Source organism: Microcoleus sp. bin38.metabat.b11b12b14.051, assembly GCF_013299165.1.
Lineage (GTDB): Bacteria > Cyanobacteriota > Cyanobacteriia > Cyanobacteriales > Microcoleaceae > Microcoleus.
This window is the reverse complement of the sequence record NZ_JAAFKD010000006.1, coordinates 154,861-171,109: the sequence shown is the minus strand read 5'-3', so window position 1 is coordinate 171,109 and position 16,249 is coordinate 154,861. Positions and strand designations below refer to the sequence as shown.

Here is a 16,249-nt window from a genome sequence, read left to right as displayed (position 1 = left end):
GGGCGATCGCGCAAATCGAGGCTTGACATCTGTCTCATACCATTTGAGATTTTCACCTTGAGATTTTAGATGAGAATGACCGATTGCATTAGGATTTGGAGCCCTGCCGGACTTTTTGATTGTTTTTGACACTTGTCTAAAGTTGCACTTTTTGTCGTGCATCGGTATCATTCCTAGTGCTCTAGCGCGATCGGGCGATCGGAATTGACACGGTAAAGGTCGTTTGACCGATAACTGATGTTACTTCTATTTTACCCGAATGTTTTTCCACAATTTTTTTCACAATATCCAGTCCCAAGCCAGTGCCTTCACCTGCGGGTTTTGTGGTAAAAAACGGCTCAAATATTCGCGGCAAAACCTCCGGCGCAATTCCCTTACCATTATCCGTGACGCTGACGCTCAGCAGCAAATTTTTGGCTCTCACCTCTACTCTTAAAATTCCGCAATTTTCCATCGCTTGCAGGGCATTGTGAATCAGATTTGTCCAAACTTGATTGAGTTCGTCTGGATAGCACAACAATTCAGGCAGTCCATCTTGATAATCTCTGACCAATTCTACCCCGTGCTTGAGTTGGTTGTAATAAAGAGTTAATATAGTTTCAATACCGTCAATAATATTGGCTTTTACTTTTTCTCCCGTAGAATTATGTCGAGAATATGTTTTTAAAGCAAAAACTACTTTAGCTGCTCTATCTGTAGCTGTGATAATAGTATTCGTGCTTCTTTGCAAAGTAGCAAGTTGATAAGCCTGCTGCAAAATATCCGAGCTGGTGGGGTCTTGCAGCAAAGGCAAAATAGATTCGATATTGTCGTAAATGCCGATGTCAACTAAAGTGTCGGCTACTGTTTCTGGATTGGCAACAGAGCTGTTTGATAGCTGCTGAATCAAAGCTCTTTTAAACTGGCGTTTTTCTCTGTTGGAAAAGCCGATCGCCTGCGGCTCGTATCGCAGCAGCTTCATTAAATCAGAGTAACGTTGCGGGGACATTTTGTGGAAAAAATCGGCGATTTCGCCAAGATTTTGATTAAAAAAGTCGGCTAAATTATCGACTGACGAGCGAATCGCACCCAGGGGAGTATTAATTTCGTGAGCCACGCCGGCAACAAGCTGTCCCAATGCTGCCATTTTTTCTGATTGAATCAGCTCTCGCTGCGTGACTTGCAGGTTTTGCAGGGCTTCGGAAAGTTCTCGGGTGCGATCGGCTACTTGCGTTTCCAAGGTTCTATTGTACTCTCCTACCAACTTGTCAGCTTGTTTGCGAGCGGTGATGTCGCTGAAAGCCGTAATCGCGTAGACAATCTTGTTTTTGTTGTCAAAAATTGGTTTCGAGTGCATTTCAAAAGGCACGATTTTACCGGAGCTGCGAACTTCTAAATTATCAGCGATCGCATTTTCACCATTGAGCGCTCGCTTGGCCGGCAATTGTTGTTCAGAACACGGGCTCTCGCTTCCTGAAATATAAATTTGATCACCTGACACCAACTCTTCACCTGTAGCTGACGGCGCAAAAAATTTACCCAGCAACCGCTGTCCAGTTTGATTGATATAGGATACCTCGCCCTTAGGATTGTGCACGGCTATTCCCACCGGCACAGCTTCTAAAAACTGCGTCAAATTGCTTTGACTTTCCCGCACTTCTGCATAAAGTTTAGCATTAGCAATCGAAACAGCAGCCTGGGTAGACAATAGTTGCAAAACCTCTACCCTGTCATCAGTAAAAGCACTGGTAGTCAGATTATTTTCTAAATAAATCATCCCAATTAATTGACCTTGATTCAGCAAAGGCGCGCACAATATAGATTGAGAATGATGTTTGACAATATACGGATCGCGACTAAAGTTTCCTTTATGAGCTGCGTAATCTTCGACAACACTTTGTTTGCTGCGGGCGACATAGTTAATGATGGAAACAGGCAGGCATCGCTCGGCAGGAATCGACTGCAAAATATCGACGCGATCGCCATCTATTTTTCCCGAAGCTTCTACCAGCAACTGACCTCGGTTTTCCAAAATCAAAAATCCCTTTTCCGCCCCCGCATTTTGCAACATAATTCTCATTAACTTCGCCAGTAACTTGTCCAGAACAATCTCGCTAGCGATCGCACCAGAGGCTTTCAGCACTGCATTCAAATCAAAACTTCGGCTGGAATCGCGGCTGTTGGAAATATTCGTAATCGTAGCGCAATCGCTGCTGATGATGGTTGACGCCGGAATTCTGATTAAAAATCGGGGATACTTTTTTTCCAAATCCTCAACTTTGGCTTTCGCTCCCCAGTGGGTGTAGCAGTAATGAGCATCCGCCAAATAAACTCGCGCAATCTTATCTTTCCCCCAACCCATATAAAATTTAGCCGCCAATTCGTGAGCGAGAGCCTCTTCGTTAAGATATTCGTTTTCCTTGGCTAAACTAATCGCGCGATCGTACTCTTCCATTGCCTGAAAATTCTCGCCCAAAACCCGATGTTTCTCTGCCTCAATCAGATACAATTTCTGCAAGTGATTCATCGGGGCGTGTTTCGCCACTTTCTGCAATTTTTTTTGGTTTTCTCCTACTCTGTTTAGCAAAACTTCTCGTTCCAATACATCCGCCTCACAATACGCTGCTAGTGCAGCCAAAGAATCGTAAAAATAGAACAGTGGCAGAGTTAAAAAAACAGTTCCTTCCGGTAAAACTTCTCTAAACTTTGCGGCATTCTTCAGTGCATCGGACAAATCGCCAAACAAATAACAAAGTACGAGTTTGTGCAAATAAAAGTAATGAAGCCCAGTGCGATCGTATGCTTGTGCCAGCAGCGGCACCACGTGTTCTTCCGTGCAAGCTGTCCCGGATAAATTGCAGGGATTATCTGCCTCGCCCAGCAAGTTAAGCACCGCTTGATGAAATATTTGATTGCACAGCAAGTTTATGGATTGCTTGAGTTGAGCTAGCAACTTGCTAGACTCGGCAATTTCGCGTTTTAGTTCTGTAAGTTCTTGCCCCACAAAATAAGCATATTGAGATTTTTGTTTGGCACAATAACCGACTAACTCAAAATCTCCATTTTTGAGCGCAGTTTGATAGCTTTCTCGGAACATGGGCAGGCTTTCCCTGACATGGTACTTCGTGTGAGCGATACAAGCTGCTACTACATATAAAATCCTACATTTGAGGCTTTTGGCATTGAACATCGATACTAAGTTTAAAGCCAATTCGCCTAACTTATTCGCAGATTCAATATCTTGAAATTCCTTGTTTAAAACTACGCCCCAAGCCACATAAAATAATGCAGAAGTCGGTGAATTTCCATACTGAATACATAAATTAATCTGTGACAAAACTAGCGGAGTTAATAGTTGAGGAGCGCAGTGAAAGGCAGCAGGAACTATACTCGCGGCGAGCCGCATTGCTGCGAGTTGTTCCGGAGAAGTCATCAAAGGCAGATAAATTAAGTCTTCGATATTTTTTCCGGCTAATTTGACCCGTGCTTGCTCTAATTGTCGCTGAATGCTTGACTCGTCAGCAGTGTCTGGAAAACTGACGCCAAATTGTGCTAGCACTTCCCGGGCGAGAGCGATCGCTTCTAGCTGTCTCCTCTGCACGATATAAGCTTGAATTTTTACCTCATAAACTTTGATTTTATCCAGCAGAGTTCTCCCTTGCAACAAGACAGTCTCACATAAATGTTCCATCAGATCAAATTCGCCGCTAAAATACGCAGCCTCAACTGATTCTACATAAATATCTAAAGTTAATTCATACTGCTGTACCCAGTTTGCATCGGCCAGCAATCTCCGACTGAGATTTAAATACATAACCGCAGCAGCATAAGCCCCAGCCGCCTTAGCTTTTTTGCCAGCCATCAAATTTAACTCAGCAATTTGATATCGTTTTTCCTCAGTAAATATCGTTGTTAAATTCAAAAGATCTTTGAGAGCCATATTAATATGATCTACAATATTAAATATCTCATCTGTCAGCCGAGATTCCGCTGTATTCTTCCATAAAAAGCAACCTATTTGCCAGTGAAATATTTTTTGCTGCTGCTCGTCAATCAAAGCATAGGCCGCTTGCTGCACTCGATAGTGCAAAAACTTAAAATTCATAATTAACACATCGCTATTTACTTCCGAAACCGCTAATATCAAACCAGACTCCAGTGCCGGGAGGAGGTCGGCAAATACTAACTCCAGAGAGTTTTCGCAAATCACAGACAGCAGGTGCAAGTCAAAATCTGTTCCCGCACAAGCTGCTAAGTGTAAAACTTCCTGGGTTGCTTCCGGCAATTTTTGCAATTTTGCAATCATCAACTCGACTACATTATTAGTAATTTCCATTTCCTCAATTTCATCAATATCCCACTGCCATCCTGTTTTAATTTGTGCATAATTATTGGTCAATTCTCGGGCGTCACCTGGCAATAAAGCAGCATCAAAATTTAACTGGGGATATCTGGTAAAACTAAAAGTTATTAAATTTTCGGCGTGCAGCATTTTCAGGAATTCACTCACAAAGAAAGGATTGCCCCCAGTTTTCCGCCTCACCAATCCTGCTAGGGGTGCTACTGATTTTTGGTCGCTGTGTAACGTGTCAGCAATCAAATTAGTAATGTCTGCTATTTCCAACGGAGCTAAGGTAATTTGATTGATGTTTGCTCCCAGTTTTGGCAATTCTGCCACTGTCGCCATCAAAGGATGAAGCGGACTCACATTGTTGTAGCTATATGCCCCAACAATCAATAAATATTCGGGCGGCGCCAGAGATAAGTTGCTAGCGGTTATTGGTTGGGCATTCTCAATATTTTTGTGGGCTGGGGTTGCCATTTTACCAGCTACCATTAGTTGTATTAATTTTAGGCTAGCCGAGTCTGCCCAGTGCAAATCGTCCAGAAAAATAACTAAGGGATGTTCCTGGGAACAAAATACCCGCAGAAATTGCATAAATACTAGATTAAAACGATTGTAAGCCTGCTCTTTATCTAGCGGTGGTACCGCGGGTTGTTGCCCGACAATTAATTCTAAATCTGGAATCATATCGATTATTACTCCAGCGTTGGGCGCGATAGCATCTAATATTTTAGCGCGCCATTGTTTAAATCTTATTTCGCTTTCTCCAAGAATTTGTTGGAGCAAATCTTCAAAAGCTTTTACGACAGCACTGTAAGGAACTTTTTCCTGCAATCTGTTAAATTTTCCGCTGATAAAATAGCCCTGTTTTTCGATAACTGGCTGATAAATTTCTCTAGCCAGCGATGACTTTCCGCTACCGAAATCACCTACTACAAACATCATTTCTACCCGTTTTTGTTCTGGAGAACGGGGGCGACTGTCGGTAATTCTCTCCCAGGCTGCTACTAAAGTTTTTATTTGTGTTTCGCGTCCGTACAGCTTTTGAGGAATTTGAAATTTATCGGAAATATCTTGGCTGGCTAGGGAGATGTGTGATATCTTACCGCGCGTGTTTAATTGGTTTAGACATTCTTCTAAATCTGCTTTGATGCCTCTGGCACTTTGGTAGCGATCGTCTGCATTTTTAGCTAATAATTTGGCGATAATATTGGAAACTGCTGCGGGAATTGTGCGATCGACTTCGGCGGCCTGTTGTGGCTGTTTGGCAATGTGGCAGTGTACTAATTCTAGGGCGCGGGCGGTTCCAAAAGGCAGTTGGCGAGTCACCATTTCATAGAGCGTGGCGCCGAGAGAGTAATAGTCCGTGCGATAATCTAGGGTGCGGTTCATTCTGCCAGTTTGTTCTGGAGACATATAGGCGAGAGTGCCTTCTAAAACATGGGGATTTTTGAGGGCGGGCGTCTCGCCGCTTAATTTTTCCGGCGCGCAGACGCTGGCAATTCCAAAGTCAATAATTTTGAGTTGGTTGGTGCTGCGATTGTAAACTATGTTGGCGGGGTTGATATCTTTGTGTATGATATTCGCAGCGTGGAGCTCGCCTAAAATGTCGGCTATTTCAATGGCGAAGCCCAGAGATTCCGATAAGGTAAAAGGCTCAGACTGCATCAGCCTTTTGAGAGATTCGCCTCCAAAATCTTCTAGGACGATAACCAGATAACGATCGTACTGTTCTAAGCTGTAAGCTTTGACGACTCCTGCGAGATTTAAGCTGCGGATGATTTCATATTCTTGCTTGTGGCGCGCGAGTGCTGCCGGAGTCGGGTAGTCTTGCTTGAGTATCTTGAAAATTGCGCGATCGCCGTCGGCCGATCGCACTCCCTGGTAAACTAGAGAGCGATCGCTTTCATGAATTTTCCTGAAAATTTTGTAGCCTGGAAAGTGGAGCATAGCTGCAGAATCTTAGGGAGCAGGTGGAGGAAACTCTAGCCTTTCTCAAACAAGTGAGGCACAGGCTTAGATTTAAAATTTTAGATTTTAGATTTTAGATTTTAGATTAGCCCGGATCGACGAGAGCTCTTCGGGTAAAAATTGAGACATCGAGCTGGTCTTTTGCGTCATCTTTTTGAGAACTGCGATATTAATTACTGTCAAGGAGCAACATTATTTATATCAGTTTAACCACGGATATGTGTTCGCAGCTATCGCCACACATATTCTCAACCCGCACAACATCACGGTGCGGCCAATTGTCAAAAATCACCCTGCCTTGGCGTGCAAGCTTTCAAGGCAGGGTGATCTTTGAATATTCAGAATTTGAGTCTCTCAGGAGGCGAGTGCTAGGCAGCCGGCCAGATGCTCCCCAGCACTACACTACTCGCCCAGTCGAGTTATTTTAGAACTACGTTCGGCCAAGATCAGCAGTACATAAATAGTCATTACATAACCCGCGGCCAGAATAGGAATAATTAGAGGAATATCGCGATAAATCATAATTAGAACCAAAAGTCAAGGACTAGGAGGAGGAGGAGGAGGACAAGTTCAAGACCTACTACATTAAGTCAGCACGCAAGACTATGCCTTGGTTCTGAAGGCTGCTTTTCCATATCAAGCCGGCGGGAACATTTAGGCGTTCTCGGTCAATAATGACTTACTGCTTTACAGATGCTTAAAAAACGTAAAACCGTCCACTTTAGCTGCTTTGAGCTACCGCGCACATCTTATGCGCTAGTCTTAACTCCTGAAAATTTTTAGCTGCAAGAAACTAAAAATCTGTCCCAGAAATTTTCGCTGCGATCTGACTAACAAGGCTGGCTCTACGAAAATCTTACAGGCATCTGAAAGCTACCTGCCAGTCTGGCTGTACTTAATGTATAGAATTGTTTAAATCCTTAATTCCTATAATAACACAGGGTTTCTGGGATTTAGAGATTTTTTCGCTGTGTCCTTAACAATTCTGCACAATTAGTGAAATTTATTATTAACAAACTGCGTGGGTGGCAGCTTTAATGATTTTAGGGCCCGGTGGAGTTCCCTGAAGACCCTCTGGGCAGGTTTCCTACCAGTCAGGTAGCGGCTGACCTCGCTTGGGTGCCGCTGCTGTGGCGCGATCGAGTATAAGTATCGCTGTGCTAGAATTTCCCAGCAGCAGCACTCAAAATTATCTGCCGAGATCGTACCGGGCAATTTGGCGCTACATTCCCGACACTTGGTCAGAAAACACTTGGTGACAAACACTCCTGAGATTTGAATTTTGTCCGGGTATGCGCCTTGCCTTGCTGCTCGCCCGGGCCACTTCTTGACATTCGAGCCGCGGGGATTCGATAAAATAGGGGCAACCCGACTGTCTCGGGAGACAATCGGGTCAGTTTTAACCGGCGACAGATGAAGAATAACTGCCGAGCGCCTATATTTTCTTCCCTATTGCAGAGAATTGGCTTAAAATAAAGATATGATATGTAAAATTTTGTTACTTTACGGCTTGAGTCGGCGTATCCATGATCTCTAGCACTCTCCTATTTTCCTCGGTTGAAGAAGACCTGCGACTGTTGACAGAAAACTTAAAACAGTTAGTGGGTGCCCGTCATCCCATATTGTACGCGGCTGCAGAATACTTATTCGGCACAAAGGGAAAACGGGTGAGACCCGCAATAGTCTTATTGGTGGCCCGGACAACGATGCCCGATCGTCTAATTACGGAAAAACACCGCCGTCTCGCTGAAATCACGGAAATGATCCACACAGCTAGCCTAGTTCACGACGACGTAGTAGACGAGTCGGATCTGCGGCGGGGAGTACCCACAGTACACAGTCGGTTTAACAACCGAGTGGCCGTATTGGCGGGAGATTTTCTGTTTGCTCAATCTTCATGGCACTTGGCGAATCTGGACAACCTGCCAGTAGTCAAACTGCTTTCAGAAGTGATTATGGATTTAGCTGAGGGGGAAATTCAACAGGGACTAAATGGATTTGACACTAGCTTGTCGATCGAAGCGTACCTCGAAAAAAGTTATTACAAAACAGCGTCTTTAATTGCCAACAGTTCCAAAGCTGCCGGCTGTTTGAGCGAAGTTTCAGCGGAAATCGCAGACGATTTGTACAACTACGGTCGCAACATTGGTTTGGCCTTTCAAATAGTAGATGATATATTAGATTTCACCGCTTCTACGGAAACTTTGGGGAAACCCGCAGGCTCGGATCTCAGAAGCGGTAATCTGACAGCACCAGCCCTATTTGCCCTGGAAGAAAAGCCTTACTTGGAAGTTCTCATAGAACGGGAGTTCGCCCAAGAAGGAGATATAGAGCAGGCTTTGTCACTGGTAGCAGATTCTCGCGGCATAGAGCGATCGCGAGAACTAGCAACCCATCACGCACAGCAAGCTGTCGAATACCTAGCTGCCCTGCCCCATTCAGAGTCCAGTCAAGCTTTGATTGATTTAGCCGATTACGTTTTGAGCCGGCTTTATTAAACGTTAAAAAGTTACAGTTTGCGGGGAATTGGTAAGAGAGAATTGGTAATGGAGAATTCCCTATTACCAATTCATCAGGAATTGAGTTATGGCGCTGCTTAAGTGCGTTATGCAGAACGCGAGCAATTAGCAATTACCAATTCTCCATTACCAATTACCGGACATACTCAGACTTATTGACAAAGGCTATATTTAGGCAATATCCGGCGGTGGAGCCGATCGATATTGTTGCAAGTAAACGGTAACTAACTCCTGCACTTGCTGGCGGGGGATTTCCGTCCCGACTTCCTGATTCCCGGGCTTTTCAAAAAAAACAATGCTGTCTAGACCTTCGAGAGCTATCATCTGAAATAAGATGTGAGTAACGGGCAAAGGCACTGGCCTGACGCGATCGCCCCCAACGGCGGCTGCCGACGACGCATCTTGAAAAGTGGGAAAAGCATAAACCACCTTTTTCTCGCGTCCCGGTTCCTTGAGATTGCTCAAAACCACGATCGCCCAACTTTGGTCTACCGCTTGCAGGATCGAGTATTCGAGATGCTGTAGCTGTTGGGCGATTAAAATCAGCGCCGGGGCGATCGCCTTGAGGATTTGTGGCGTCGAACCGTCTGGCGGAGCTTGGTCGATCAGTGCTTGAATCTGTTGGTCTAAATCCATCAGTCAGTTCTGGGATATCTAAAATTTTAAATTTCAGGTTAACAGGTGCGCGTCCAAGTATATATTACCCAGCAGCACGCCTGAAAATGTAAAATCCCAAATCCCAAGTCCCATGAATATAATAAATGAATATTAAATATCTAACCAAATAGACCGTTTTGCCGAAAAAAAGCCGCATTATTTAGACAAATTGACATTTGAGCCGATCAGTCTAAAAACGTCAGGCGCGCGAGCCAGATTTAATTAATCCCGATCTCGGTAGCTGAGACAAAATTTATGGTGCAGGATGCCCAAAAACTGGTGGCTGCTAAAACCGTTCTCGCCCTTGCCACCAAATACCGCTCAAACAGGCTTTTGGGCGGATGGTGCCTCCAGCACCACAGATTAGAAACAACCAGTCCTCCGTGTTTTTGCGGAGGAAGAGATTGAGGGCATTGCAGTTTGTCCTGTCCCGGGGAAACCAGGTAAAGTAGCTGTAAAAAACATTTATCCATACTGGTACTAACTGTGCTAGTTTCATTGTTAGCTGTAAACCATCATGCGGGAAATCTGCCAGAGCGTGGACACCATATTTCAACTGCTGCTAGACGAACTTAAAAAGTCCACTCGCGCGTCTGAGCAGAACTGCCAAGATGTAGCAGGCCGACTCGCAGCAGAAGTCACTAGGATATGCACAGAAAGCCAGCGGATTCAAACCTCCGGAGACATAGAAGGTTCAGCCCAGAGCCTGGCTCAGCACCGCTTGCAACAATGCCTCCACTATTACAATTTAGGCTCCGGGCCCGGGCGAGTAGAATTACACAGTACCCTCAGCGCGATCGTCTATCGCTACATAACTCCTCCGCAGGTGCAGTCTAGCTATCAGGCGCGAGTAGAACTGATCAAAGATTTTTTGCAAGCATTTTATCTGGAAGCCTTAAAAGCATTCCGGCGCGAAACCCAACTTTCACCTACCTACAGTCCCCGCACTCGCTTAGAACTAGCAGAGTACATGGCGTTTGTAGAGCGCTTCGGCAAGCGGCGCATTCCTTTACCTCGCAACCGCAGCCAGCAACTAATTATTTTACGCGCCCAAACTTTTTCCCAGCAGCAGCCGAAAGAAACCTCTGTAGATATGGAACAAGCCGCCGAAGGGGGGGCTACAGATTCCGACCAAACTTGGAACGACACATCGGTACACTCGGTGCGAGAAGCGATGGCCCGTCAGGGTTCGTCAGCAATTCGCTCGCTAGGTGACGAGTCAGAATCTCTGCGGCAAAACGTGATAGACGAATTAGTCGCTTACTTGAAAGAACGCGATCAAAAAGACTGCGCCGATTACTTCGTGCTGCGGTTGCAAGACTTGCCGACTAATGAAATAGAGTCGCTGCTGGGCATCACACCACGCCAAAGAGATTATTTGCAGCAGCGCTTCAAGTACCATTTGCTCAGGTTCGCCATGTCGCACCGCTGGGAACTCGTTCACCAGTGGCTGGAAGCAGACTTAGATCGAAATTTGGGTTTGCTGCCTTCTCAGTGGCAAATTTTTGGTGAGCAAATCGGCCCAGAGGGGCAGCGTTTGTTAAAGTTGAAACAACAGGGTCTGTCAGAGTCGGCGATCGCGCAAACCCTCGGCAGCACGGTGGCCCAGGTACAGAAACGGTGGTTTAAATTGCTGGAACTTGCCTGGGAATTGCGAAATAGTTCAGATTCCGGAGAAGGGGCATCTAGTGATGAATAACGAAACGAACGGGGATGCAGAGGCTTTCGAGCGCCATTTTTTAGACTGGATATTGGAGGCGCCAATAGCGAATGCCTCTAGCGAAGATGACCAAAACCTCAATGGACTCCCTGGCTCCCAAGAGTGGGGCGACACAGAAGAGAATTCCGGGGTGGAATACTGGGAATGGGACGAACCAGACCCGCTGGACTATCAAGTCGGGGCGCACAGCAATGCACCCGCACAACCGCTGACAATTGGAGAAATACCGACCGTGCAAGACCGCTTTCAGACCCTATTAAAAGAGAGGCTTAGAGCCTCCATTGAATCCAACCCGCCGCTGTTCCCCTGGGAAACAGAACTCAAAAGCTATGACCACGATTATCCAGACGATGCAGTCCCCCAATGGGTTCCCCCCCTGCACCTCTGGACTCCCCAACTACAAAATATTAGATGGGGTCGGCTGCCAATTCCGATCGCCCAAGGGGTTTTTGCTCAACTGCTAGAACCTTGTCAGGAACTGGTAATGTCGTCGCTGCGGGAAGGAGCGAAGTTAGTTCGCGCTGTAGATAGTTTATTTCCGGGTCAGTCCAATGAACTCAACGAATTAGCCGGTTTAGTGCTTAGAGGTGCTTTGCGAGGAGTTTTAGATGTAGAAGATTTCCCAAATTACGAAGCCGCAACTACGGATCAACAAATGGTGCTGTCGCTGTTGGCAGCCCGGGAAATCATAGACTCTCTAACTTTAAATTGTCCAGTGAATCAGCCCCCGGTTTCGAGAGAGTGGCTGACTGGTTTGGGCTCGCTGAACCTGCAAGCTCAATACGTGTTTAACCGCAACACAGAACAACCAATGCCGTGTTTAAGAGTTGACTGCCAATTTCCGGGAGCAGGAAGTTTGGAACTCAAGGGAGGAGATGCAGAAGCAACAGCACAGCGTCCGAATTCAGGGCATTTAAGTGTGGAGTTGTTTGACCCGCAACCTGATAAGATTTATGCCCTAGAAGTTAGCTTCCAAAACTTTGAAAGTAGACCTCTGATGTTTGCTATTCGTCCAAATTCAGCGGCACAAAATAGCAACTAAAAAGGTAAAATAGAGTAAATTATGTAGATTTTTACTCTGTGGTTTTACCTCACACAAAAAATAGATGCCGTCCCCAGACTTCTGTCATGGTGGAAAGCCAAAAATTTTAGAGATTAGTGAAAGTTCTCCCAGATTCAATGCGAGACTAAATCTAAAATCTAAAATCTAAAATCTAAAATCGACTTGGATGGGTGCACATGACAACTGATAGCCTGCGAAATATACCTATTTTAGGTAAGCTGTGGGAGCAGATAGAGGCAATGCCTCCGCCGGTGACTGAGGATTCTTTACTGCTGCGAATCCTAGTTCAGTTGTTGGTAATTGTGGGAATTGTGGCTACGGATGTTGCTGCTGAAGAAGCCCTGAACTTGTGGGCTGTGCCTGTTAGTATTGTGGGAGCAACTTGGAGTTGGTACCGCCGGCGCGATCGCAATGTAGCTGCTAAATTCTGCATAGCTATTGCCATGCTGGTGGCGCTGTTCGCTTTTTTTACCCGCTTGGTAGGAGAATTAAACGATACGCGGTTAGTTTTGGCGCAACTGTTAATTCACATTCAAGTCCTGCACAGCTTCGATTTGCCCCGCCGCAAGGATTTGGGCTATTCGATCGTCATTGGGCTGATTCTGTTGAGCGTCGCGGCGACAATCAGTCAAACGCTGACTTTTGGGCCTTTGCTGGTAGTGTTTTTGGCTTTAGCGCTGCCGACTCTGGTGCTGGATTACCGATCGCGCTTGGGCCTGTCAAACCCAGAAGCTACAAAGCACAAAGCAGAAGGTGAAGAAAAAAAACACAACACATCGTTATTTGCTGCCACTTTATCCCCCAAATATTTTGGTTTGCTGCTGCTGATAACTGTCGGGTTGGGGCTGACTATTTTTGCGTTTTTGCCACGCCTCCCGGGCTATCAGTTGCGGACTTTTCCCGTCAGCGCTCCGATTGAATATCAGGGAGAGTTTGACTCGCGCAGCATTCTGAATCCGGGGTATGTCAGAGGGGGAAATGAAAACGGAACTGGCTCAGGAAGGGGGAGAAACCCAGACAAAGGGCCAGGAGAGGTGGACTCTACTTTTTATTACGGTTTCAACCAGCGCATCAATCAAAATTTGCGGGGGGAAATGAAACCCCAAGTGGTGATGCGGGTGCGATCGCAGGCGGCGGGTTTTTGGCGCGTTTTGGGCTTCGACAAATACACGGGTCAAGGTTGGGAAATTTCTCGTAACGAACAAGCTCAAAAGGTGAATAGACCAAGGTGGTCTTTTCAATTTTATCTGAATCCGTTTCCCAATGCGCCCCGAATTCAAGAAGTGATTCAAAGTTATACTGTAATTGCTCAGTTGCCGAATTTGATTCCGGCTTTGGCTAAGCCGAAGGAACTGTATTTTCCGACGCAGGATGTGGCGGTGGATGCGGAGGGCGGTTTGCGATCGCCTGTGGAATTGCGGGAAGGTTTGACTTATACGGTGATTTCTAATGTACCTGTTCGCGATCGCTCCGTGTTGGGGCAAACTGGTACTAATTATCCGAAAAATATTCGCAGATTTTATTTGGATGTGCCTCCAAAAATAGCCCTAAAGGTGCGAGAAAAAACTGAAGAAATTTTGCAGGCGAGAACTAGAGTAGCGAAGTCGGAGCGGGCGATCGATTCTCCCTACGAAAAAGCTTTGTACTTAGCTCAATATTTGAAGCAAAATCCGAATTACAAAATTGAAAAAGCTTTGCCTTACTTGGAAGAAACCGAAGATTTAGTCGAGGGTTTTCTGTTTGGCTACAAAAACACGCAAGACGGCAAAAAAGTTAGAGGCGGATATCCCGACCATTTTTCGACGGTACTAGCAATGATGCTCAGATCGATCGGGATTCCGGCGCGAGTGGCTGGCGGTTTCGATACGGGAGAATTCAACCCGTTTACTGGTTTGTACGTTGTCAAGAATACCGACGCTTTCTTGATGACAGAAGTATATTTTCCCAATTACGGTTGGTTGGGTTTTAATCCGATTCCCGGTTATCCGCTGATTCCGGCTTCCATAGAAGACAACCAGACTTTTAGCGCGCTGGAATCGTTTTGGAAGTGGATTGCGGGTTGGCTACCGACGCCTCTGAGAAGCGGGCTCGATTCTGTTATCAGTTTTGTGATTGGCTGGATAACTTTGATTCTGGGCTGGTTTCTGGGACAGTTTGCTAACGGTTGGGTGGGCTTATTTATTGGGTTGATTAGTGCGATCGGCTTTGGCTTCCTTGGCTGGTTAGTTTGGCAAGGGTGGCGCAAGTGGCGCTACCGTCGCTGGCTGGGGAAATTGCCGCCGGTGGAGGGAGTTTACCAGCAAATGCTAAAGGATTTGGCAAGCCGGGGATTTGCCAAGCAGAAAGCTCAAACGCCTTTGGAGTATGCTCAGGCTATGCGCGGCCATCATGCAACTGATGAAGCTGAGGTAATTGAGGAAGTTTCGCAAGCTTACGTGCGGTGGAAGTATGGCGGTGAAGCGGGAAACTTGAATCAGTTGCGGCGGTTGGTGGAAAATTTGAGGCGATCGCACTTGCAGAAACTAAAAAAGCGCTGGTTTTAAGATACGACGGCGGTTGAAACCGCGTCTACACAAACGAAGTCCGCCTCCGCGGACTGAAGATAATTAATAAAATCCGGTGATTTTAACTACCCACTCTTCAACCCGCGGAGGCGGGTTTTGTTCGTATAGAAGCGGTTTCAACCGCCCAGTCTTATAATCCCAAGCGTATTGAATTTTAAGCGCCTGCTCTTCAACCCGCGGAGGCGGGTTTTGTTTGTATAGAAGCGGTTTCAACCGCCCAGTCTTCTATGATATGCGGATAAAAGGACTTGAACCTTCACTCCTTTCGGAACCAGAACCTAAATCTGGCGCGTCTGCCAATTTCGCCATATCCGCATTTTGACACTGAAAAATTATAACACACAACAAAGCGATCGGTCAACATCGAGAAACCCGGTCATTTTTAGACGCCGGGTTCAGTGATGAGTTATCGCCACAGCAATTTTCCCAATTTCTGACTGGTGACTTAGTTTTGACCGATCGCCTTCCAGGTGATTTCGTCTACCACACCGTCAGCCGTCAAACCCTTATACTCCTGAAATTTCTTGACAGCCGTAGCAGTGCGAGCGCCAAAAATGCCGTCGATCGGGCCCGGATCGTAACCCAGGACTTCCAAACGCACCTGTAACGTCTTCACCTTGGAACCAGCAGCGCCTTTAGTCAGAGCAGTAGCAGGATTGACACTAGCAGGAGCGCTATTTTGAATTGGAGCATTGCTCTGCAAAGTTTCAGAACCAGCGGCCGGATCGGCAGCTAGAGCTGTCCAAGTTTGTTTATCCACGATGCCGTCGGAGTTCAATCCCTTAGACTGCTGAAATGCCCTGACAGCGGATGTGGTGCGAGAACCATAGGAACCGTCGATCGTGCCGATCGACAAACCGTGAACTTGCAACCGCTGCTGTATGGCAGCAACTTCTGGGCCGTCAGCTCCTGCTGAGATAGTTTTTTCCTTTCTGACAGGCTTTTGCTCGCCCGCATAAAAAGGCTTATTAAACATATCTCCTTGGGAATTTGCATCAGGCTGTGCCGACGCACCCGGATCGGCGGGAGCAGCAAAGTCTCTGCGGTACTGTTCCTGCACAAAGGGTTTGGACTCGAAGGCTGCATTTGCCTTTCTGGTCAACCCGGGAGCGAGCAGAGCGAGCAAGCTGAAAATCGTAACAGTAGTTACACGCATAAGTTTCATCCTGTTGGTGAGGTTTGACAAGGTTTCCCTGTTTTCATGTTTCTCAATCTCATTGTATTACCCGGATAGCTTTCTGAGAAATAAATAAAAATCAGGAATAAGCAAGTCTGGCAACGTATTGTTTAACCGATTGAAGTGATGTAAGGGAGGTCAGGAATCAGGAAGAAGCAAGAGGGTAGAAGGTTTTTGTCACAAGGCCGAAGTCAGAAGGCTTTAGTTATGGTTGCTGGAGAGGGAATCAACCGCATGGGGACTCGGGCTATTAA

The 16,249-nt window shown here is 46.2% G+C and carries 8 protein-coding genes and 1 tRNA gene; 4 read left to right on the top strand and 5 right to left on the bottom strand.

Annotated elements, in window-relative coordinates; genetic code table 11:
- Positions 1-181: 181 nt before the first annotated feature.
- Positions 182-6,274 (bottom strand): trifunctional serine/threonine-protein kinase/ATP-binding protein/sensor histidine kinase, encoded by a 6,093-nt coding sequence (locus tag QZW47_RS09325; RefSeq protein WP_293126368.1) that lies wholly within the window; start codon positions 6,272-6,274, stop codon positions 182-184.
- A gap of 1,547 nt (positions 6,275-7,821) precedes the next feature.
- Here QZW47_RS09325 and sds point away from each other — a divergent pair.
- Positions 7,822-8,793, top strand: coding sequence for a solanesyl diphosphate synthase (gene sds / locus QZW47_RS09320; protein WP_293126366.1), 972 nt, complete (start codon positions 7,822-7,824; stop codon positions 8,791-8,793).
- Positions 8,794-8,985: 192 nt separating this feature from the next.
- Here the strand turns inward: sds and QZW47_RS09315 are convergent, their stop codons facing one another.
- Together QZW47_RS09315 and QZW47_RS09310 are read right to left on the bottom strand one after the other, a co-directional pair.
- On the bottom strand, positions 8,986-9,450 hold the full coding sequence (locus QZW47_RS09315; RefSeq protein ID WP_293126364.1) for a hypothetical protein: 465 nt from the start codon (positions 9,448-9,450) through the stop codon (positions 8,986-8,988).
- A 307-nt stretch (positions 9,451-9,757) separates the two neighbouring features.
- On the bottom strand, positions 9,758-9,970 hold the full coding sequence (locus QZW47_RS09310) for a hypothetical protein (protein ID WP_293126362.1): 213 nt from the start codon (positions 9,968-9,970) through the stop codon (positions 9,758-9,760).
- Between the two features lie 18 nt (positions 9,971-9,988).
- On the opposite strand from QZW47_RS09310, the gene hetZ reads away from it, so the two are divergent.
- The 3 genes from hetZ to QZW47_RS09295 all read left to right on the top strand — a co-directional run bounded on the left by hetZ (position 9,989) and on the right by QZW47_RS09295 (position 14,797).
- Positions 9,989-11,170 (top strand): heterocyst differentiation protein HetZ, encoded by a 1,182-nt coding sequence (gene hetZ / locus QZW47_RS09305; protein ID WP_293126360.1) that lies wholly within the window; start codon positions 9,989-9,991, stop codon positions 11,168-11,170.
- Entirely contained in the window at positions 11,163-12,233 is a 1,071-nt protein-coding gene (locus tag QZW47_RS09300; protein WP_293126358.1) for a hypothetical protein, read from the top strand. The genes hetZ and QZW47_RS09300 overlap by 8 nt, the downstream gene beginning before the upstream one ends.
- 197 nt (positions 12,234-12,430) lie before the next feature.
- Entirely contained in the window at positions 12,431-14,797 is a 2,367-nt protein-coding gene (locus tag QZW47_RS09295) for a DUF3488 and DUF4129 domain-containing transglutaminase family protein (RefSeq protein WP_293126356.1), read from the top strand.
- Positions 14,798-15,051: 254 nt separating this feature from the next.
- On the opposite strand, the gene QZW47_RS09290 is transcribed toward QZW47_RS09295, so the two are convergent.
- Positions 15,052-15,133, bottom strand: a tRNA-Leu gene (locus tag QZW47_RS09290).
- Between the two features lie 130 nt (positions 15,134-15,263).
- Entirely contained in the window at positions 15,264-15,974 is a 711-nt protein-coding gene (locus QZW47_RS09285) for a peptidoglycan-binding protein (protein ID WP_293126354.1), read from the bottom strand.
- Positions 15,975-16,249: the final 275 nt, after the last annotated feature.

What these genes read in the sequence shown, in the direction of transcription:
- QZW47_RS09310 (WP_293126362.1), bottom strand. Translation starts at nt 9,970, where the DNA reads ATGAAACTAGCACAGTTAGTACCAGTATGGATAAATGTTTTTTACAGC.
- QZW47_RS09325 (WP_293126368.1), bottom strand. Translation starts at nt 6,274, where the DNA reads ATGCTCCACTTTCCAGGCTACAAAATTTTCAGGAAAATTCATGAAAGC.
- sds (WP_293126366.1), top strand. Translation starts at nt 7,822, where the DNA reads ATGATCTCTAGCACTCTCCTATTTTCCTCGGTTGAAGAAGACCTGCGA.
- QZW47_RS09295 (WP_293126356.1), top strand. Translation starts at nt 12,431, where the DNA reads ATGACAACTGATAGCCTGCGAAATATACCTATTTTAGGTAAGCTGTGG.
- QZW47_RS09285 (WP_293126354.1), bottom strand. Translation starts at nt 15,974, where the DNA reads ATGCGTGTAACTACTGTTACGATTTTCAGCTTGCTCGCTCTGCTCGCT.
- QZW47_RS09315 (WP_293126364.1), bottom strand. Translation starts at nt 9,450, where the DNA reads ATGGATTTAGACCAACAGATTCAAGCACTGATCGACCAAGCTCCGCCA.
- QZW47_RS09300 (WP_293126358.1), top strand. Translation starts at nt 11,163, where the DNA reads ATGAATAACGAAACGAACGGGGATGCAGAGGCTTTCGAGCGCCATTTT.
- hetZ (WP_293126360.1), top strand. Translation starts at nt 9,989, where the DNA reads ATGCGGGAAATCTGCCAGAGCGTGGACACCATATTTCAACTGCTGCTA.